The organism is Janthinobacterium sp. GW456P (assembly GCF_002127655.1).
GTDB lineage: Bacteria > Pseudomonadota > Gammaproteobacteria > Burkholderiales > Burkholderiaceae_D > Janthinobacterium.
Genome location: NZ_NEHB01000029.1, coordinates 62,684 through 81,680 on the forward strand (window position 1 = coordinate 62,684; position 18,997 = coordinate 81,680).

The following is an 18,997-nucleotide window of genomic DNA, read 5'->3' on the forward strand; positions in this document are numbered from 1 at the left end:
AGACAGGCAAGATCAGTTCAATGCGGCAGCCGGTCCGAAGAATTCATGGTGCGTCTGCCGTTCCGGCACGCCCAGCTCGCGCAGGTATTGCTTGACTGCCCGCATGAACGGCTGGGGTCCCAGGAAATACGCATCGATGTCGCGCGAGGCGGGCAGCCAGCTGTTCAACTGCTCTTTATTGAGCAAACCGACGGCGTCCGGGGCGTCCTGTTCGCCGCCATGTTCCGCATAGCAGTAATAGCGTTTCAATTGCGGATGCCGCGCGGCCAGTTCATCGATCTGCGCGCGGAACGCATGCACGCAGTGGTTGCGCGCCGCGTGGATGAAATGCACGGGGCGCTTGCCGCGCAGGGCCGCCGTCAGCATGGCCAGGGTCGGCGTGATCCCCACGCCGCCGCTGATCAGCACCAGCGGCTTGTCACCATCGGTCAGCACGAAGTCGCCCGAGGGCGGCGTCAGCTGGACTGTATCGCCCGCCTGCACGTGATCGTGGAAGAAATTCGACACCTTGCCGCCCTCTTCGCGCTTGACGCTGATGCGGTAGGTCTGGCCATTGCTGGCGGCCGACAAGGAGTACTGGCGGCGCATGGGCACGCCATCGACCGTGGCGACCACGCCGATGTACTGGCCCGGCGCGAAATCGAGCACGGGCTGGCCGTCGGCGGGCGCCAGCAAAAAGGACGTGATCTCGCCGCTTTCCGCCGTCTTGCTGCGCACCAGAAAATCGCGTGCGCCGCTCCAGCCGCCCGGCGCGGCCGCTTGCGCCTTGTAGATGCGCCCTTCCTCGCCGGCCAGGATGTCGGCCAGCTGGCCGTAGGCCGCGCCCCAGGCGTCGATGACGGCGTCGCTGGCCACCTCTTCGCCCAGCACTTCGCGGATCGCCTGCAGCAGGCTGGCGCCCACCAGCGGATAGTGCTCGGCACGGATCTGCAGGGCCACGTGCTTGTTGACGATGGTGGCCACCAGGTCGCCCAGGGCGGCAAGCTGGTCGATATGTTTGGCATACATCAGCACGCCATTGGCCAGCGCGCGCTGCTGGTCGCCGCTGTGTTGATGTGCCTGGTTAAAGTACGGCAGCACTTCGGGATGGTCGCGGAACAGGTTCTTGTAGAAATGGCGCGTCAGCGCTTCGCCGCCCTGCTCGAGGATGGGGACGGTGGCCGTGATGATGGCGCGTTGTTCTTGGGTCAGCATGTAAAACTCCTGTATCTATTAGTAGGCGGTCTCAGGCCAGCATTTCAACGGCCGGGTATAACTCATGGTCTTCGCGGCGCATGCGCTGGAACAGCGCGTGCAGCACGGTATTGGCTTCGCTGCGGAAGGCGTCCGGCTCGGCCGCCAGGCGCACGGGCGTATTCCAGCGGCCGGCGAAATCGAGGTAGGCGCCGGCGATGCCGTGCATCTCGTTTTCGTACTGGCGCCCCAGCTGGGCCACTTTGGCCACGCCGCACGCTTGCGCCGCCGGGTACAGGTAGCGCTGCTCGACGGCCAGGTGCAGCTTGATCAAGCCGCTCATGGCGACGATCTGTTCGGCGATGGCCTGCGCCTGCGCGGCCACACCGCCGCGCGCCAGCCGGCGCAAGTCGTCGATGGCGGACAGGATGGCCAGGTGCTGCTGTTTGAATTTGTCGATATTCATGGCGTGTTTCTCTTGTTGAGTGTTGCCAGTGTAGCGGAATCCGCTTAAACATGCAAACTATATGCATCTTTAAGATGCCAGGTGAAGACGTCAATGTTTCCGTCAGGAATGTGCATCGACATGCGCCACTATGTGCGGCACAGAACACAAGCTGCGGCCACCTCTGCCTATAATTTATTCATCACAGCGCGCGCCCGTTTGCGGCCGTGCCGCACCCTCCACTCCAGACAAGGATGAGCATGAAAAACAAAGCGGGCATGGGCCAGGCGCAGCAACTGGCCGGCATCATCAACGAACACCACACGGAACTGCTGGACGGCTGGATGGCCGGCCTGATCGCCCGCCTGGTGCGGCGCGACAAGATCGCCGAAAACGAGCTGCGCCAGCAGGCGTCGCAATTTTTGCCGCTGCTGGCGGGCGCGCTGGAAAGCGGCGACTCGTTCGACCTCGAGGGCGGCGCCTGGGACGATACGCGCCAGCTGCTGGCCGAAATATCGCAGTCGCGCGTGCGCCAGGGCTATTCGCCGATCGACACGGCCAGCTTCATGTTCGCCCTGAAGGAGCCGCTGTTCACCTACCTGCGCAAGGCAATCACGGCGCAGCCGGAGCAGCTGGGCGACGCCATCGTCAGCACCAGCAAACTGTTCGACGAGCTGGGCCTGCTGACCATCGCCATCTACCAGAAGGCGCGCGAACAGGTGATATTGCGCCAGCAGCAGGAATTGCTGGAACTGTCCACCCCGGTGGTGCAGCTGTGGCAAAACGTGCTGGCCCTTCCCCTGATCGGCACCCTCGACAGCGCACGCACGCAGGTGGTGATGGAAAGCCTGCTGCAAAAGATCGTCGACACGGGCGCCCTGATCGCCATCATCGACATCACGGGCGTGCCCACGGTCGACACCCTGGTGGCGCAGCACCTGCTGAAAACCATCGCCGCCGCGCGCCTGATGGGCGCCGACTGCATCATCAGCGGCATCCGCCCGCAGATCGCGCAAACCATCGTGCACCTGGGCGTCAACCTGGAAGACGTGATGACCAAGGCCACCCTGGCCGACGCCTTCGTCGTGGCCCTGAAACGCACGGGTTCCAGCATCACCTACCAGCAGCAACAACACTGAGGCGCCTATGGAAAGAATCCCCATTTTACGCATGGGCCGGCTGCTGCTGGTGACGATCCAGGTGGACATGCATGACCGCCTGGCGATGACCCTGCAGGACGACCTGACCACCCGCATCGTGACGGACCGCGCCACGGGCGTGCTGATCGACATTTCCGCGCTCGACATCGTCGACTCCTTCATCGGCCGCATGATCAGCAACACGGCGGCGATGGCGAAAATCCTCGACGCGCGCACCGTCGTCGTCGGCATGCAGCCGGCAGTCGCCATCACCCTGGTGGAGCTGGGGCTGCCCCTGGAAGGCGTGAGCACGGCGCTCAACGTGGAGCTGGGCATCAAGCTGCTGGAACGGAGCGGCGCATGCGCATGACGGGGGCGCCGTGCTAGGCGCGCAGGCACAGGAACGGGCGCAGGCGGGGGCGCAACAGATGCAGCAGATCCTGCCCCTGCACAGCGACGAAGACGTCGTTCGCTTGCGCAAGCAGGTGCGCGACAGCATGGTCGCCATGGGTTTTGGCCTGATCGAACAGACCAAGATCATCACGGCGGCCAGCGAACTGGCGCGCAACACCCTGCGCTACGGCGGCGGAGGCGAAGCGCGTATCGCGCGCGTCTGCGATGGCGCGCGGCAGGGACTGGAACTGCGCTTTGTCGATGCGGGACCGGGCATCGAGGATATTCCCCTGGCGCTGACCGATGGCTATACCAGCGGCGGCGGGCTGGGACTGGGGCTGGGCGGCGCCAAGCGCCTGGCCGACGCATTTCACATCGACACGGCGCCCGGCGCGGGCACCACCGTCACCATCGCGAAATGGAAGCTGTTTTGAACCACCAGGAATCACAGCCTGACATTCTCAGGCAAAGAAGTTTTCCCATCGGCGAACCGAGCGAGATCGCCGCGGCCCGCCGCGCCGGCAACGAACTGGCGCGCCGCATCGGCTTCGACGACGTGCGCACGGGCCAGCTGGCCATCATCATCAGCGAGGCGGCCACCAATATCGTCAAGCACGCGCAGCGCGGCGAAATCCTGCTGCGCAAGGTGCTGCGCGGCGGCACCAGCGGCATCGAAGTGCTGGCCATCGACAACGGTCCCGGCATGAGCAATGTGCGCCAGCACATGCAGGACGGCCATTCCACCACGGGCACCTACGGCGTGGGACTGGGCGCGATACGCCGCCTGAGCCAGGAATTCGACCTGTACACGGCGCCCGGCAAGGGGACGGTGCTGATGATGGTGGTGTGGGGCCAGCACGCCAGCAGCGCCATTCCCGCCCATCCGAACTGGCGCATCGGCGCCGTATGCCTGCCGCTGGCCTCGGAACAGGTGTGCGGCGACGCCTGGAACGTCGTGTGCGAAGGCCATGAACTGAGCCTGATGGTGGCCGATGGCCTGGGCCACGGTCCGCTGGCGGCGCGCGCGTCGGAACGCGCCAGCGCGCTTCTGGAACACGACACGCCCGGCCTGCCGCCCCTGCCCGCTCCTTTCATCGAACTGGCCCACGGCGCCCTGCGCACCACGCGCGGCGCGGCCATGGCGGTGGCGCATATCGACAGCGCGCGCCGCGAATTGCGCTTTGCCGGCGTGGGCAACATCGCGGCCTGCGCCTTCGATGCGCAGCAGCGCCGGCATCTGCTGTCACATAACGGCATCGTCGGCAGCAACCTGCGCAAGGTGCAGGAATTTTGCTATCCGTGGCAGCTGGGCACGACCTTGATCATGCACTCGGACGGCTTGCACACGCGCTGGGACCTGGAACAGTATCCGGGCCTGGCGCAATGCCACCCCAGCCTCGTCGCCGCCGTGCTGTACCGCGATTTTGCGCGCGGGCGCGACGATGTCACGGTGGTGGTGCTGCGCGAGCATGAGGAATACCTGGCTGTAACAGCAGAAACAGCAGAAAGGACAGGTGGGGCATGACACAACGCATATTGACAGCCCATATCGGCAGCGAACTCGACGTGGTGGGTGCACGTCAGCGCGCGCGGCAGATCGCCGCCCTGTGCGGCTTCGGCGTGCAGGACCAGGTGCGCATCGCCACGGCCGTGTCGGAACTGGCGCGCAACGTCTACAACTACGCGGGCAGCGGCAAGGTGCATTTCGCCATCGATGGCCAGACGGCGCCGCAGGTGCTCAGCATCCGCATCGAGGACCAGGGGCCCGGCATCGCGCAGCTCGACCGGATACTGGCCGGCACCTACCGCTCGCCCACCGGCATGGGCCAGGGCATCCTGGGCGCCCAGCGCCTGATGGACCGCTGCCACATCCGCAGCACGCCGGGCGAAGGCACGCAGATCACCCTGCACAAGCTGTTCCCGCGCGACGCGCCCCTGCTGGACGGAAGCATGATCGGCGCACTGTCCGGCAGCCTGCAGGCGCTGCCCTCCGATATCACGCTGTCCGAAGTGCAGCAGCAGAACCGCGAACTCCTGACCACGCTGGCCGAACTGAAAACGCGCCAGGACGATTTGCTGCAGCTGACGCGCGAACTGGAAGACACCAACCGGGGCGTGGTGGCGCTGTTCGCGGAACTCGATGAAAAGGCCGACCACCTGCGCCGCGCCGACCAGATGAAATCGCGCTTCCTGTCGAACATGAGCCATGAATTCCGCACCCCGCTCAGCTCCATCCGCGCGCTGTCCAAGCTGCTGCTCGACCGCATCGACGGCGAACTGTCCGAGGAACAGGAAAAGCAGGTGCTGTTCATCCTGCAAAGCGCCGTCAGCCTGAGCGACCTGGTGAACGACCTGCTGGACCTGGCCAAGATCGAGGCGGGCAAGGTCGACGTGCATGCCAACAGCTTCCAGGTGGCCGACCTGTTCAGCGCCCTGCGCGGCATGCTGCGCCCGCTGCTGGTGTCCGATACGCTCACGCTCACCTTCCTCGACCCCGATCCGGCGCTGCATATCCACACGGATGAAGGCAAGCTGTCGCAAATCCTGCGCAACTTCATTTCCAACGCCCTGAAGTTCACCGAGGCCGGCGCCATCATCGTCAGCGCCACGCCACTGCCGGAGCAGGACGCGATCCGCTTTTCCGTCTCCGACACGGGCCTGGGCATCGATGCCGAAGACGTGCAGCTGATCTTCGAGGAATTCAGCCAGGTGGAAAACCACATGCAGCGCAAGGTCAAGGGCACGGGCCTGGGCCTGCCCCTGTGCCGCAACCTGGCCACCCTGCTCAATGGCACGGTGTCCGTGGAAAGCACGCCGGGCCACGGTTCCCTGTTTTCCGTGGTCCTGCCCACCAGCTACCATGCGCCCGAAGGCAGCCTGCCGCCGAGCGCGCCGGCCAACGACAATGGCAACGACCAGCGCATCGGCGTGCTGGTGGTGGAAGACAATCCGCCCGTGCGCCTGCTGTATGAAAAATTTTTGGCCGGCAGCGAATTTCGCGTGGTGACCGCGCGCAGCGTGCGCGAGGCGCAGGAGCGCTGGGAACAGCAGCGCCCTGCCGCCGTCATCCTCGACATCCTGCTGCACGGCGAAACGGCCTGGCACTGGCTGGCCGAACTGAAAAACGACCCGCTGCGGCGCCAGGTGCCCGTCATCGTCGCCACCGAGATCGACGACGTGCGCAAGGGCCTGGCCCTGGGCGCCGACGCCTATTACGTCAAGCCGCTGCTGCGCCAGCAATTGCTGGCGACCCTGCGCGCACTGATCGGCAACCAACATCACCGGCAAGAGCCGGTTCCGCCGCAAGGCACAACCACCTGGGACAATGCGCATGCTACCGGATAACAACAGCGATGCTCTGATCCTGAACGTCGATGACAGCGATGGCGCACGCTACGCCAAATCGCGCATCCTCAAACGGGCCGGATTCAAGGTCATCGAAGCCTCGAACGGGGGCGACGCGCTGCTGCGCGCCCGCCAGGATCGCCCGAACCTGATCCTCCTCGACGTCAAACTGCCCGACATCAACGGCCTGGAAGTGTGCCGCCAATTGAAGGGCGGCACCGAGACGAACACCATCCTGGTGCTGCAGACGTCCGCTTCCTGCATCGGCACGGCCGACAAGATCCGCGCCTTGGACGGCGGCGCCGACAACTACCTGGTCGAGCCGATCGAGGCCGACGAACTGATCGCCAACGTCAAGGCGCTGCTGCGCCTGGGGCGGGTCGAACGCGCGCTGCGCGACGTGGACCGCCGCAAGGATGAATTCCTGGCCACCCTGGCGCACGAATTGCGCAACCCGCTGGGCCCCATCCGCACGGCGCTGGCCCTGCTGTGCAAGCTCGACCCCGTCGTGCCGGCCGTGCAGGACAATGCGCGCCGCACCATCGGCCGCCACACGGACCACCTGGTGCGCCTGGTGGACGACCTGCTCGACGTGTCGCGCATTTCGCAAGGCAAGATCTCGCTGCAGTGGGAAAGCGTGAGCCTGGCCAGCGTCATCCGCAGCGCGCTGGAGACGAGTTCGCACAGCGTCGAAGCGCGCGGCCATGCGCTCGACGTGCATCTGCCCAAGGAAGAACTGTGGGTCTGCGGCGACGCCGTGCGCCTGTCGCAGATCGTCGCCAACCTGCTGCTCAACGCGGCCAAGTTTACGGCGCCGGGTGGGCGCATCGCGATTTCCGCCGTGCGCGAAGGCGACAACGTGCATATACGCCTGAGCGACAACGGCATCGGCATCGCCGCCGCCAGCATCGACAGCATCTTCGGCCTGTTCGAGCAGAGCGGCCACTCGCCCGACCGGGTGCAGGACGGCCTGGGCATCGGCCTGTCGCTGGTGCGCAACCTGGTGACCTTGCACGGCGGCCAGGTCAGCGTGCGCAGCCCCGGCGTGGGGCTGGGCAGCACCTTCGAAGTGATCCTGCCGCTCGACGCCAACGTGCCCGTGGCTGCGGCCGCGCCGGCGCCCGAGGCGGCCAGCGGCGGCAGTCAGCGCATCCTCGTCGTCGACGACAACCGCGATGCGGCCGACACCCTGGCGGAACTGCTGGAAATGTATGGCCACACGGTGCGCACGGCCTACACGGGTGCGCAAGCGACCGAACGCACCCTGGAATTCAAGCCCGACATCGTCTTTCTCGACATCGGCCTGCCCGACATGAGCGGCTACGACGTGGCCGTCAAACTGCGCCAGCTGCCGATCCCGCAGCAGTTCCAGCTCGTCGCGCTGACAGGCTACGGCCAGGAACACGACCGCCAGGCGGCCCTGGCGTCGGGTTTCAACGAGCACTTCGCCAAGCCCATCGACTTCGGCAAGCTGGCCATGCTGGGGCTGCATATCACACCATGAGCGCACCATGAGCGGGGTAGCCGGCTGCCTGTTGCCGAGGCGTCGGCTATAATCGGCGGCCGGCGATGGCGCCGCATCGCCCGCGCCGCGCCGGGCGCCCCACCATTGGAACGATCACATGAAAACCCGCACGCCGCTGCTGCGCATCACCATGATACTGGGCGCCCTGCACGCCCTGCTCGGCTGGCTGCTGCTGCCTGCGCTGCCCGTCGGCCTGGCCGGCTGGCTGCTGGGTGGCGCCGTCTTGCTGGCCTCGACCATGCTGATGCCGATGACCATCTTCGCCCGCGCCGTCACCAACGACATGCGCCTGGCCGACCGCTTGAGCTGGGCCGGCTCGCTGTGCATGGGCTTTTTTTCCTCGCTGTTCGTGCTCACCATGCTGCGCGAACTGATGCTGCTGGTTCCCGCCGCCCGCCCGCATGCCCAGGCGTCCGCCGTGCTTGTCCTGCTCCTGGCGCTGCTGGCCACCATCCTTGGCTTCATCAATGCCCGCCGTGTGGCGCGCGTGCGCGAAGTGACGGTGCCGGTTACCGGCCTGCCGGCCGCCCTGCAGGGCTTCAGCATCGTGCAGCTGAGCGACATCCACGTGGGCGCCACCATCAAGCGCGCTTATGTGGAAGCCATCGTCGCGCGCGCCAACGGTCTGCAGGCGGACCTCATCGCCATCACGGGCGACGTCGTCGACGGCACGGTGGCGCAACTGGGCAGCCATACCGCGCCGCTGGGCGCGCTGCGCGCGCGCCATGGCGTCTTCCTCGTCACGGGCAACCACGAATATTATTCGGGCGCCGCGCCGTGGGTGGCGGAATTTCGCCGCCTGGGCCTGCGCGTGCTGCTGAACGAACATGCGGTGCTCGAGCACGAGGGCGCGCGCCTGGCGCTGGCCGGCGTGACCGACTTCAATGCCGGCGCCTTCGATCCGGCCCAGAAAAGCGACCCGCAAGCGGCCATCGCCGGCGCGCCGGCCGATATCCCCCGCATCCTGCTGGCGCACCAGCCGCGCAGCGCGCCCGAGGCGGAAGCGGCCGGTTACGACCTGCAATTGTCGGGCCACACGCACGGAGGCCAGTTCTGGCCGTGGAATCTGTTCGTGCCGCTGCAGCAGCCGTACGTGGCGGGCCTGCACCGGCGCGGCCGCCTGTGGATCTATGTCAGCCGCGGCACGGGCTACTGGGGCCCGCCCAAGCGCATCGGCGCGCCGGCGGAGATTACGCGACTCAGGCTGGTGGCGGCGTAAGCTTCAGTCTTCCCAGCTGGCCATCCAGGCCTCGAAACGCGCCACCACGGCAGGCGGATTCAAACGCGCCATCGCGCCATCCACCGGCTCGCTGTCGCTGACCTCGAACAGCAGCAGATTTTCATCGCGCTCGGCGCCCGTGCCGAATACCCCGTCGGCGTCGAGCTGCGCCAGCGCCGCGATGCAGGCGTCGAACACGCCGGTACGGAAGGTGACGAAATCCACTTCGAACGGCAAGTCTCGGTGCGCCTGCAGCAGCAGGCGGTAAGCGCTGTCGAAGTAGGCGCCGCCCTCGCCAAACGCCCATTCGGCCGGATTCCACCGCATCTCTTCGCCGTATTCCGAGGCGGCCAGCGCTTCGCGGCTGTTGGCCGCCGGGCCTATCGTCATGGCGCTGTCGTCGCTCACCAGCGCGAAAGCGTCGATGTGCTGCTGCGGATGCGCACGGCGCACGCAGTCAAAAGCCAGGCGCGCGGCCTCCGCCACCAGGGATTGCAGCAGCGCGAAATCGAATACGGCCGGGTCGATGACGCTCGTGCGCGCCAGCGCATAGCCATCGGCCAGCGCCGCATCGCACTGCGCCGCATACGCCGCTTGCGCCAGCGCCGGGTTGGCATGGGCGCTGCGCGTCTCCTCGCCCCAGGTCATGGCGGCGCCGGCGGCCGTCCATACGGTGCAGCCAAAAACGCGCGCTTCCCGGAAGCGGGCCGGCTGATCGCCGTCATAGGTGTAAAACAGGCTGTAATTGCTTTGCATAAGAATCTTTCATCGCTTAATCGGGCCGCATCTGCGCGGCGAAATCGCGCTGACGGAACTGCTCCAGCAGGAAATCGACGAAGACGCGCGTCTTTGCGGGCAGCAGCTTCTTGCTGGGATAGTACACGGACAAGGGGCCGGAATCGGCATGCCAGCCGGGCAGCAGGCGGATCAACGCGCCGCTGCGCAAGTGGGGCAGCGCGTGCGGCATGGGCAGCAGCGCCACGCCGACGCCCAGGATGGCCGCCTGCGCCATCGCTTCCGGGTCGTCGAAGATGGCGCGCGGCCGGCATTCGGCCACGCCTTCGCCGCCGGCGCCATCGCGCAATATCAAGCTGCGCAGCCTGCCGCTGCCGGCCGAGCGGCGCGCCACGCCATCGAGTTGCGCCAGGTCCGACGGGTGCACGGGCATGCTTTTCCCCTGCATGAAGGCGGGCGACGCCGTGGCGACGATGTGGGTGTGGCCCAGTTCGCGCGCCACCACGCCGGGCGTCAGCTCGATGCCGCCGCCGATGGCGACATCAAAGCCCTCGCCGATCAAGTCCACTTGCCGGTTGTCGAAATGGCAGTCGGGGATGACGCCCGGGTAGCGCGCGATGAAGTCGCCCAGCAAGGGCACCACGTAGCTGCGCCCGAACGACGGCGCCAGGCTGATTTTCAGGATGCCGGCCGGCTGGCCGCCCTCTTCCGCCACGCCGGCGATCGCCTCGCGCAAGGTGGTCAGGGCGCCGCCGATCTGCTGCAGGAAGCGCTCGCCCCCTTCCGTCAAGGTCAGGCGGCGCGTGCTGCGCTGGAACAGGCGCAGGCCCAGGCTCGCTTCCAGCCGCGCCACGTTCTTGCTGACGGCCGCCGGCGTCAGCCCCAGGCGGCGCGCGGCCGCCGAAAAGCTGCCCAGCTCGGCAGAGAGCACAAACGATTGCAAATGATTGAGGGCATCCATGCACGTATTCTACCCGCTCATTTGATCGCCTTGGTTGAAAGTGATTGTAGCGATTCATGGCTACCGCGCAGGCAATGCAAGGCAGATACTGAGCTTCCCGATTCCTCACACAGAAAGCCCATCATGCAAACCCAAAACAATACCCAGCCAATGCAGAACAAGATCGCCTTTGTGACGGGCGGCTCGCGCGGCATCGGCGCCGCCATCGTGCGCCGCCTGGCCAGCCAGGGCGCCAACGTCGTTTTCACCTATCAAAGCTCGGCCGCCGAAGCGCAGGCGCTGGCCGCCACCGTGGAGGCGTCCGGCGGCAAGGCCCTGGGCGTGCAGGCCGATGCGGCCGACGCCGACACCCTGACGGCGGCCATCGACAAGGTGGCGGCGCAGTTTGGGCATATCGATATCCTCGTCAACAACGCGGGCGTGTTCCTGCCCGGCGCCATCGAGGATTTTTCGCTGGCGGACTTCGACAAGACGATTGCCGTCAACGTGCGCGCCGTGTTCGTGGCCATCAAGGCGGCCGTGGCGCACATGCCCACGGGCGGGCGCATCATCAATATCGGCAGCACGAATGCGCACCGCATGCCGTTCGGCGGCGCGGCCGCCTACGCCATGAGCAAATCGGCGCTGAGCGGCCTGACGCAAGGCCTGTCGCGCGACCTGGGACCGCTCGGCATCACCATCAACAACGTGGAACCGGGCCCCGTCGCCACCGACATGAACCCGCCGACGGGCGACTTCGCCGACCTGATGCACGGCCTGATGGCGCTGCCCCGCCACGGCACGGCCGATGAAATCGCCGGCATGGTGGCTTACCTGGCCAGCGACGAAGCGGCGTTCGTCACGGGCGCGGGGCTGAAGATCGACGGCGGTTTTGCCGCCTGATCCAGCCCGAACATCAGCGAACGGTGCGCCGCCACGCCCGCCATGGCGCCGTCGGCCACCGCGAACGCCACGCTGCCGGCCATGCGCCCCGCATCGCCGCAGCAAAAGACGCCGGGCACGCTGCTGGCCTTTTGTTCGTCGGTGCGCACGAACAGCCCCATGGCGCCCTCTTCCAGCGCGCAGCCCAATTCCACAGCCAGGGAACTGGCCAGGCGGGTACGGGTGGCCACGAACAGGCCGGCCATCGCATGGCGGCTGCCGTCGGCCATGACCACGTCGGCCACGCCGTCGATCCGCGCCACGGGCGTGCGCACGACCTGCACGCCGCGCGCGGCCAGTTGCGCCAGCTGCGCCGCATCGGGCTCGAACGCGCCATTCAGGAAAAAGGTGACCGTGCCCCAGTCGGGCAGCATCAGCGCATGGTGCATGGACAGGGGTCCTGTGGCCAGCACGCCGATGGCGCCCTGCTCCAGTTCATAGCCGTGGCAATAGGGGCAGTGAAAGACGCTGCCGCCCCAGCGTTCGGACAAGCCATCGACGGGCGGCAGCTCGTCGATCACGCCGGTGGCCAGCACCAGGCGGCGGCCGTAAACGACTTTGCCGTCCGCCAGGCTCACGTCGAAGCCATCGCCGCTGGCCCCCGCCTGCACGGCCGTGCCGTCCAGCCAGGTGACGGTGGCATACGCCAGCAGCTGCGCCTTGCCCTCGGCGGCGATGGCGGCCGTCCCGCTGCCGTCCTGGGTCAGGAAACCGTGGGAATGGCTGGCGTAGCGGTTGCGGCGCCGGCCGCCATCGATCACCAGCACGCGGCGGCGGGCGCGCGCCAGTTGCGTGGCGGCGGAGAGGCCGGCGTAGCTGCCGCCGACGATGATGGCGTCAAATTCAGGAATGTGCATGCGGTGCTCCTCGGTGGATGGCGTATTGTTGGCTGAAACGGCCGGCCAGGTCGGCCAGGGTGACGGCGCCGAAGCGCCGGATCAGCAGCGCCTCGGCCTCATCGAAGGCGCCGGCCAGCGACTGGTTGACCACCTGCTCGACCAGGCAGCCCGGCTGGTCGACGCGGTTGCCCATGGCGAAAATGGTGGGAGACCCGACGGCCACGTAGATGTCTTGCAGGGTCACGCGCTGCATGTCGCAGACGATGCGCCAGCCGCCGCCATGCCCCTTGACCGAGGCCACGTAGCCGCGCTCGCGTAGGCCGGCCATCACGCGCCGCACCAGCACGGGGTTGGTGTCCAGGCAGCCGGCAAGTTCCTCGGACGTCATCGGGCGTCCCGCATGCGCCATGTGCAGCAGCACATGGAGGATCGATGATAGTTTGCTGTCGCGTCTCATGTAACTAATGATAGTACATAAGTTCCACATATGCAAACGAGTTGCAATTATGAGGAAAAAAAGGGCCAGACTTTCCAGTCTGGCCCCAGCCTTTGCTGCGGTTGGACGCTTACGCTGCCTTGCGGCGCCGTCCCCGCCACCACAGCAGCAAGGCCAGCAGCACCAGCACGCCGACGATGATGGTGGCGCGGGCCAGGCCGATCAGGTTCGAGGCAGGACCGCCGTTACGCAGGGTCGTCACCTGCTCCGCCGTCACCTTCACGTCAGGATTGCCGTACATTGTCTGTACATAATTGCCGAGGGTGACAATCTGCTCGTCCGACAGGGTCTGGCGGAAGGCGGGCATGACATGGCTGATAGCGTGGCCGGCAGCATGATTACCCTTGCCATCCTGCCGCTCCACCCCATCAAGGATGGCCATCACCAGGTTGTTGCTGTTGCTGCGGCCCGTCACCGAATTGTGGAACAAGGGCGGCAAGCTGCCGTCGAAACTGCCCTCGCCCCTGGCCTGGTGGCAGCTGGCGCACTGCGCATCGTACAGCTGCGCGCCCGACATCTTGTTCAGGTTTTGCGGCAGCGGCACGCCGCGAATCGCAGTCAGCTCGTCGCCCGCCTTGCCCCATTGCGTCACCGGTTTCACGTCCGCCCTGTCGCGGATGGCGGGCACGCTCTTGATGTAGTGGGCGATGGCGTTCAGGTCGGCGTCGCTCAGGTGCCGCAAGCTATGGTCGATGGCTTCGGCCATCGGTCCCGCGGCCTGCGCCTTGTTGGCCGCGCGGCCCGTGCGCAGGTAATCGACCAGTTCCTGCTGGCTCCAGCCGCCCACGCCGCTATTGACGTCCGACGTGATGTTCGGCGCAAACCAGGTGCCCAGGTCGGCGCCGCCCAGCTCTTTCGACAACTGCTCGGCCATCAGCGCGTTGCGCGGCGTGTGGCAGGTGCTGCAGTGGGCCAGCCCTTGCGCCAGGTAGGCGCCGCGGTTCCATTCCATGCTTTTCGCCGTATCGGCCACGAACGGTTTTTTATCGAGGAAGAGCCAATTCCAGCCCGCCATCGACAGGCGGAGATTGAACGGGAACGGCAAGTCCGTCTGTATCGCCGGCGCCGTGTCCACCGCCGCCACGCCATGCATGAAGTAGGCATACAGGGCGGCCATGTCGTCATCCGTCACCTTGGCATAGGCCGTGTAGGGCATGGCCGGGTACAGGTGGGCGCCGTCAGCGCGCACGCCATGGCGCACCGCGTCGGAAAACTGGGCCAGTGTGTAGTTGCCGATGCCATGCGTCGTTGATGGCGTGATGTTGGTGGCGACAATGGCGCCCAATGGCGTGGCCAGGGCCAGGCCGCCCGCCATCGGCTGGCCGCCCGGCGCGCTGTGGCAGGCGATGCAGTCGCCGGCGGTCGCCAGGTAGCGGCCACGCTCGATCGCCCGCACGTCGGCGCCGGGGGCATCGGCCGCCAGCACCGGCAAGGCCAGTGCCAGCAAGGCGGCGCCGGCCGCCATTCTGAAGGCCGCCATCATGCCGTGCCTCCCTGCTGTTCGTCGAGGATGTGCTTGACGGTGCGCAGTGCCACGGCCAGGCCGTTTTCCGTCGAATTGCAGGTGCCCGACGTAGGCAGCACGCCGGTGCTGCACAGGAACAGGTTGGCATGGTCGAAGGTGCGGCCCCACTGGTCGCACACGGCCTTGGCCGGGTCGGCCCCCATCGACAGGGTGCCGCAGATGTGCTGGTTGTTGGCGAACACGCCTTCCTTGCTGTGGCGCAGGTTGGTGCCGCCCATCAGTTTGGCGATCTGCTCGAAATCCTGCTTCGAGCGCTCGTGGCCACGCCGCGTGTACTCGTCGATCGCATAGTGCGCCTGCGGCTTGGGGATGCCCATGGCATCTTTTTCGCTGCTGAGGGCGATGCGGTTTTCCGGGTTCGGCAGCACTTCCAGCACGTTTTTCAGGCTCATTTCGCGCGCCGAGCGGAAACGCAGCTGCTGTTCGAATTCGGCGCCAAACACGCCCTTGCCGATCAGCTCCCTGGTGGCGCCATCGACGCGCGAGATGTTCGTGAAGTCGAGGCGGTACGGCGAGTGTTCGCTGCGGAAGTCGCCATCGCGCATGGTATTGATGGAATTGGGGCTTTGCGGGCCCCGGCCCAGCCACAGGTCTTCATCGGCGTCGAAGGTGATCGAGGTGCTCGGGTGGTCCATCAGGTTGCGGCCCACCATGTCGCTGCTGTTGGCCAGGCCGTTCGGGTATTTGTCCGAGGCGGAAACGAGCAGCAGGCGGGGGCTTTCGATGCCGTTGGCGGCCAGGATAAAGGTCTTGGCCGTGACCCGGTGGCTGTTCTTGTCCACGTCGTAGTACAGGGCGGCCGTGATGCGGCCCTGCGCGTCGTGTTCCAGCTTGTAGACGTTGGCATTGCAGACGATCTTCACGCCGGCCGCTTCCGCCTGCTGCGCGGCGATGCCGCCGTGGTATTGCGCATCGATGGGACAGATCGGCTGGCAGCTGTTGTTGCCGCAGCAGGCCGGGCGGCCGTCGTAGCTGACGCTGTTGCGCGCCACCGTGTTGCCGACCACCTTGAACGACGGGTCGAGGCGTTCGCGGATGCGCCGCATGGCGTACGGCTCCGTCACGGAATCCATCGGGAAGGCCTGCTGGCGCGGCGACCCCGTGTTGTCGGCACCGGAGACGCCCATGATTTCTTCCGCTTCCTGGTAGAACGGCTCCAGGTCTTCATAGCTGATGGGCCAGTCGACGCCCACGCCATACAGGGTGTGGATGCGGAAGTCGTTCGGCACGTTGCGCCAGGCCTGCGCGGCCCAGTGCCACGAGGTGCCGCCGAACTGGCGGATGTATTCGGCCGGGTACGGATACGGGCCGGCCTGCACCAGGTAGCCGTTGTCCTTGGGCTGGTAGATCGGGTGCGGCGCCGTGGCGACGGACGGATACGGCGACATCCAGTCGCTGCGGCGCGTCGTGTTGCGGAAACGGGCGACGATTTCGCCGCGCGACACGCGCGGGCCCGCTTCCAGGATCAGCACCGAGGCGCCGGCCAGCGCCAGCTTGCGCGCGGCCAGCGAGCCGATGATGCCGGAACCGATCACGAGGTAATCGGCGGAGAGTTCTTCAGCCATGATGGCTCCTTAAATTGGTTTTCTGGCCCAGCTGCCGTAGGCGCCGTAGGAATAGGTCGGGGGCTTCAGGACGTCGGCCACGACGGCCGCATTCAGCGCCTGCTCGTAGGCGACGCAGACGGCCGCCTCGCCCGTGCCGACGATGCCCAGGTACCAGGCGCTGGCGATCTGGCGCGGCAAGGCCGCCAGCGGCGACTGGGCGGGAGCGAGCGCATCGAGCGCTTCCTGCAGGCCGGCCGCCTGCAAGCCCTGCGCATTGATCAGGGCCAGCAGCGCGCGCACGTTCGCCGGGAAGGCGGCGTCCTGCGCCACCAGTGCCTCATACAGGCGCCTGGCCAGCACGGGGTCGAGCACCTGGCGACCGACCAGCATGGCCGACACGCCCAGGAAGGCGCCCTGCTCCGCATTGGCGACGGGCTCTGCCAGCGCCCAGGGGATCAGCGCCGCGGCCGACGCCGACAGCAAGCCGGCCAGCACCATGCGGCGGCCGGGATTGAGAGGGCCGCGGCCCTCCTTGTGATGTGTAGCGTCCAATTGAAGCTCCCGTGAGTTCAGCAACCGTTCAGAAAGAATGCTTGAGACCGACCATGATGACCGTCTGGCCGCCGTTCGACGACGGCGTGCCGTTTTGCGAATCGCCGACCGAGGCGACGGCGTCGACCATGGCGCCGTCCTGGCCCAGGGTCTGGCCGCGCGCCACCTGGCGCGCTTCGATCAGGTAGATCGCCGTGCGCTTGGACAGCGCATAATTCTGCTCGAACGACAGCTGGCGGTAGCGCGCGCGGTCGGCGATGCCGTTGGCGCGGCTGGCGTAGGTGTCGCTGTAGCCGGCGCTCAGGAACCACTGCGGCGTCCACTGGTAGCTGGCAATCAGGCCGGCCGTGTTGAAGATGGCCGTGTCGCGGAAGGTGGAATGGCTGCCCGGCTGGTATTGCACGTTGCTGGCGTTGGCGCCCACCATCCACTTGCCCATCGTGTAGCGCGCGCTGGCAGCGATGTACTCGATGCTGTCGGCCGAGGCGTAGCCCTGGTTGATGGCGGAAATGCCGAAGCTGCCCGAGGCATTGTTGCTCCAGCCCATGGCATTTTCGCCATTTTTCAGCTTCAGGTAGCCGAGCGCGAATTGCGCCGGCGAGCTGCTGTACTTGACGGCGGCGCTGACGCTGCTGCCCGCGGCATTGCCGTCGGCCGCTTCGCCGAAGCCGTACTGCGCGCTGGCCTGCAGGCCGCGCCAGGCGGGCATGCTGTAGGTGACGGAATTGCTGATGCGCACGGTGGTATCGAGGCCGTCGATATCGCCCGGATGGGCACCGGTGGCGCCCGTCAAGACATTGCTCGACGCCAGGGAACCGACCAGCAGGTAGTACGGCGTGTACTGGCGGCCGGCCGTCAGGGTGCCGTAGGCTGTCGATTGCAGGCCCACATAAGCTTGGCGGTTGAACAGCGAACTGGCGGAACTTTGCGCGCCCGTGTCGCTTTCAAAGCCGTTTTCCAGCAGGAACAGCGCCTTCAGGTCGCCGCCCAGGTCTTCCACCCCCTGGAAGCCGATCTTACTGGCAGACAAGCTGCCGCTGCGCATATAGGTGTTCGACTTGCCGCCCTGGTTGCTGGTATAGGCGGTGGCCGCGTCGACCACGCCGTAGATGCTGACATTGCTTTGGGCGCAAACGTTTGCGCCGATCAGCGTGGAGACGGCCAGCGCCGCAGCGCGCATGCATGGTGTGTTCATTTTTTTCCTGACTTTGCTGTTTTATCTGGCGAAATACGGGCGTGGCGCCCGTTGCCGCCCCATCCATCGATACGGGCGTCCGCTGTTCTTCTTGATTTGGATCAAGTGGAGCAAATTATACGCTTATTTACTCACATGTAAGTAATTAACTATAAGGCATAGTCTTATAGCAAAACCGGCAGGCGCGCGGGCGCGCGCCCGGCAGGCTGCGAGCATATGCGGAACTGGCATGGGGAAAGCAGCGGCGGCGCGTGTCGAAAAACACGCGCCCGGTGGCTAATCAGACAGGCGGAAAAACGGGGAAAGGCGGGACGGTCAGCGCAGGATGGCGGGCGCCACCGGCAGGGTTTCGAGGGCAATGAACGCTTCCAGGGCGCGGCGCATGTCTTCGAACACTTGCTTGCCGTAGGCCGCTTCGAGGTGGGCATACTGCAGGTCGATCAGTTTACCCATTTGCAGCAGCAGGCTGGCGCCCGCTTCCGACAGGTGCACCTTGCGGCGGCGCTGGTCGCCTTCGAACTTGCTGCGCCCGATCAGGCCGATTTCTTCCATGCGCGCCAGGATGCCGCTCATGCTGGGACTGGAAATCTGGCAGATCTCGCACAGCTCGCGCGGTTCCAGGGTCGGGCTTTCGTTCAGCGCGCGCATGATGCGCCACTGCTGCTCCGTCACGCCGAAGTGGTTGAGGATGGGGCGGAAATGCTGGAGCAGGCTGTCGCGGGCCTTCAGCAGCAGTTGCGGCATGTTCGGATAACGGATCGGTAGCTGCAAGCGGAACTCCTGAAATGAGATGAAAGCCTGGCAATTATACGGGGCCGCGCAGCCCGGCGGCCAGGCATCGCATATTTTTCGCCATTTACATCGCGTGATAATGTGTGACTATGCCTTTGATATTTAATCCGGCATTAACTTATTCTTCTTCAATGAATATATCCGCATGCATTTTCCCGTCAAATTATTGCGACACAATTAATAATCTGTTGCGCG

General features: G+C 66.1%; 19 protein-coding genes. 8 read left to right on the top strand and 11 right to left on the bottom strand.

All coding sequences use genetic code 11. The annotated features are described in order from the left end of the window. Positions 1-12: 12 nt before the first annotated feature. Positions 13-1,194: an NO-inducible flavohemoprotein gene (hmpA, locus tag CBW66_RS22505; protein WP_086139239.1), complete on the bottom strand. Its 1,182-nt coding sequence runs from the start codon at positions 1,192-1,194 to the stop codon at positions 13-15. A gap of 31 nt (positions 1,195-1,225) precedes the next feature. After that, positions 1,226-1,639 carry a hemerythrin domain-containing protein gene (locus CBW66_RS22510; RefSeq protein WP_086139240.1) on the bottom strand — a complete coding sequence of 138 codons (414 nt, stop codon included), beginning with the start codon at positions 1,637-1,639 and terminating at the stop codon, positions 1,226-1,228. Between the two features lie 239 nt (positions 1,640-1,878). Between CBW66_RS22510 and CBW66_RS22515 the strand changes: the two genes are divergently transcribed. From CBW66_RS22515 to CBW66_RS22545, 7 genes are all read left to right on the top strand, one after another. After that, on the top strand, positions 1,879-2,757 hold the full coding sequence (locus tag CBW66_RS22515; protein WP_230492121.1) for an STAS domain-containing protein: 879 nt from the start codon (positions 1,879-1,881) through the stop codon (positions 2,755-2,757). Between the two features lie 7 nt (positions 2,758-2,764). After that, entirely contained in the window at positions 2,765-3,127 is a 363-nt protein-coding gene (locus tag CBW66_RS22520) for an STAS domain-containing protein (RefSeq protein WP_086139241.1), read from the top strand. A 58-nt stretch (positions 3,128-3,185) separates the two neighbouring features. After that, positions 3,186-3,584 (top strand): ATP-binding protein, encoded by a 399-nt coding sequence (locus CBW66_RS22525; protein WP_086139242.1) that lies wholly within the window; start codon positions 3,186-3,188, stop codon positions 3,582-3,584. After that, positions 3,581-4,675: an ATP-binding SpoIIE family protein phosphatase gene (locus CBW66_RS22530; RefSeq protein ID WP_230492120.1), complete on the top strand. Its 1,095-nt coding sequence runs from the start codon at positions 3,581-3,583 to the stop codon at positions 4,673-4,675. Before CBW66_RS22525 ends, CBW66_RS22530 begins: the two co-directional genes overlap by 4 nt. After that, positions 4,672-6,495, top strand: a complete 1,824-nt coding sequence (locus CBW66_RS22535) for an ATP-binding protein (RefSeq protein ID WP_086139244.1) — start codon at positions 4,672-4,674, stop codon at positions 6,493-6,495. Before CBW66_RS22530 ends, CBW66_RS22535 begins: the two co-directional genes overlap by 4 nt. Beyond that, positions 6,482-7,999, top strand: a complete 1,518-nt coding sequence (locus CBW66_RS22540) for a response regulator (protein ID WP_086139267.1) — start codon at positions 6,482-6,484, stop codon at positions 7,997-7,999. The genes CBW66_RS22535 and CBW66_RS22540 overlap by 14 nt, the downstream gene beginning before the upstream one ends. Before the next feature lie 118 nt (positions 8,000-8,117). Next, positions 8,118-9,239 (top strand): metallophosphoesterase, encoded by a 1,122-nt coding sequence (locus CBW66_RS22545; protein WP_086139245.1) that lies wholly within the window; start codon positions 8,118-8,120, stop codon positions 9,237-9,239. A gap of 3 nt (positions 9,240-9,242) precedes the next feature. On the opposite strand, the gene CBW66_RS22550 is transcribed toward CBW66_RS22545, so the two are convergent. Both CBW66_RS22550 and CBW66_RS22555 read right to left on the bottom strand, forming a co-directional pair. Then, positions 9,243-9,995 carry a DUF4303 domain-containing protein gene (locus tag CBW66_RS22550; protein WP_086139246.1) on the bottom strand — a complete coding sequence of 251 codons (753 nt, stop codon included), beginning with the start codon at positions 9,993-9,995 and terminating at the stop codon, positions 9,243-9,245. A gap of 16 nt (positions 9,996-10,011) precedes the next feature. Beyond that, positions 10,012-10,935 carry a LysR family transcriptional regulator gene (locus CBW66_RS22555; RefSeq protein ID WP_086139247.1) on the bottom strand — a complete coding sequence of 308 codons (924 nt, stop codon included), beginning with the start codon at positions 10,933-10,935 and terminating at the stop codon, positions 10,012-10,014. 123 nt (positions 10,936-11,058) lie between these two features. Here CBW66_RS22555 and CBW66_RS22560 point away from each other — a divergent pair, with 123 nt between their 5' ends. Then, positions 11,059-11,817 (top strand): SDR family oxidoreductase, encoded by a 759-nt coding sequence (locus CBW66_RS22560; protein WP_086139248.1) that lies wholly within the window; start codon positions 11,059-11,061, stop codon positions 11,815-11,817. On the opposite strand, the gene CBW66_RS22565 is transcribed toward CBW66_RS22560, so the two are convergent. The 7 genes from CBW66_RS22565 to hpaR form a co-directional block, all read right to left on the bottom strand. Then, complete coding sequence (locus tag CBW66_RS22565; protein ID WP_086139249.1) at positions 11,745-12,713, bottom strand: NAD(P)/FAD-dependent oxidoreductase; 969 nt, start codon at positions 12,711-12,713, stop codon at positions 11,745-11,747. The genes CBW66_RS22560 and CBW66_RS22565 overlap by 73 nt on opposite strands. Beyond that, the gene (locus CBW66_RS22570; protein ID WP_086139250.1) at positions 12,700-13,152 is read right to left on the bottom strand and encodes an Rrf2 family transcriptional regulator; all 453 of its coding nucleotides are present in this window, start codon (positions 13,150-13,152) and stop codon (positions 12,700-12,702) included. The genes CBW66_RS22565 and CBW66_RS22570 overlap by 14 nt, the downstream gene beginning before the upstream one ends. Before the next feature lie 109 nt (positions 13,153-13,261). Next, the gene (locus tag CBW66_RS22575) at positions 13,262-14,674 is read right to left on the bottom strand and encodes a cytochrome c (RefSeq protein ID WP_086139251.1); all 1,413 of its coding nucleotides are present in this window, start codon (positions 14,672-14,674) and stop codon (positions 13,262-13,264) included. Next, complete coding sequence (locus CBW66_RS22580; RefSeq protein WP_086139252.1) at positions 14,671-16,281, bottom strand: GMC family oxidoreductase; 1,611 nt, start codon at positions 16,279-16,281, stop codon at positions 14,671-14,673. Before CBW66_RS22580 ends, CBW66_RS22575 begins: the two co-directional genes overlap by 4 nt. A gap of 9 nt (positions 16,282-16,290) precedes the next feature. Further along, on the bottom strand, positions 16,291-16,815 hold the full coding sequence (locus tag CBW66_RS22585) for a sorbitol dehydrogenase family protein (RefSeq protein WP_230492119.1): 525 nt from the start codon (positions 16,813-16,815) through the stop codon (positions 16,291-16,293). Positions 16,816-16,843: 28 nt separating this feature from the next. Then, positions 16,844-18,010, bottom strand: coding sequence for a porin (locus tag CBW66_RS22590; RefSeq protein WP_230492118.1), 1,167 nt, complete (start codon positions 18,008-18,010; stop codon positions 16,844-16,846). Between the two features lie 315 nt (positions 18,011-18,325). Then, positions 18,326-18,781: a homoprotocatechuate degradation operon regulator HpaR gene (gene hpaR, locus CBW66_RS22595; RefSeq protein ID WP_230492117.1), complete on the bottom strand. Its 456-nt coding sequence runs from the start codon at positions 18,779-18,781 to the stop codon at positions 18,326-18,328. Positions 18,782-18,997 lie beyond the last annotated feature (216 nt).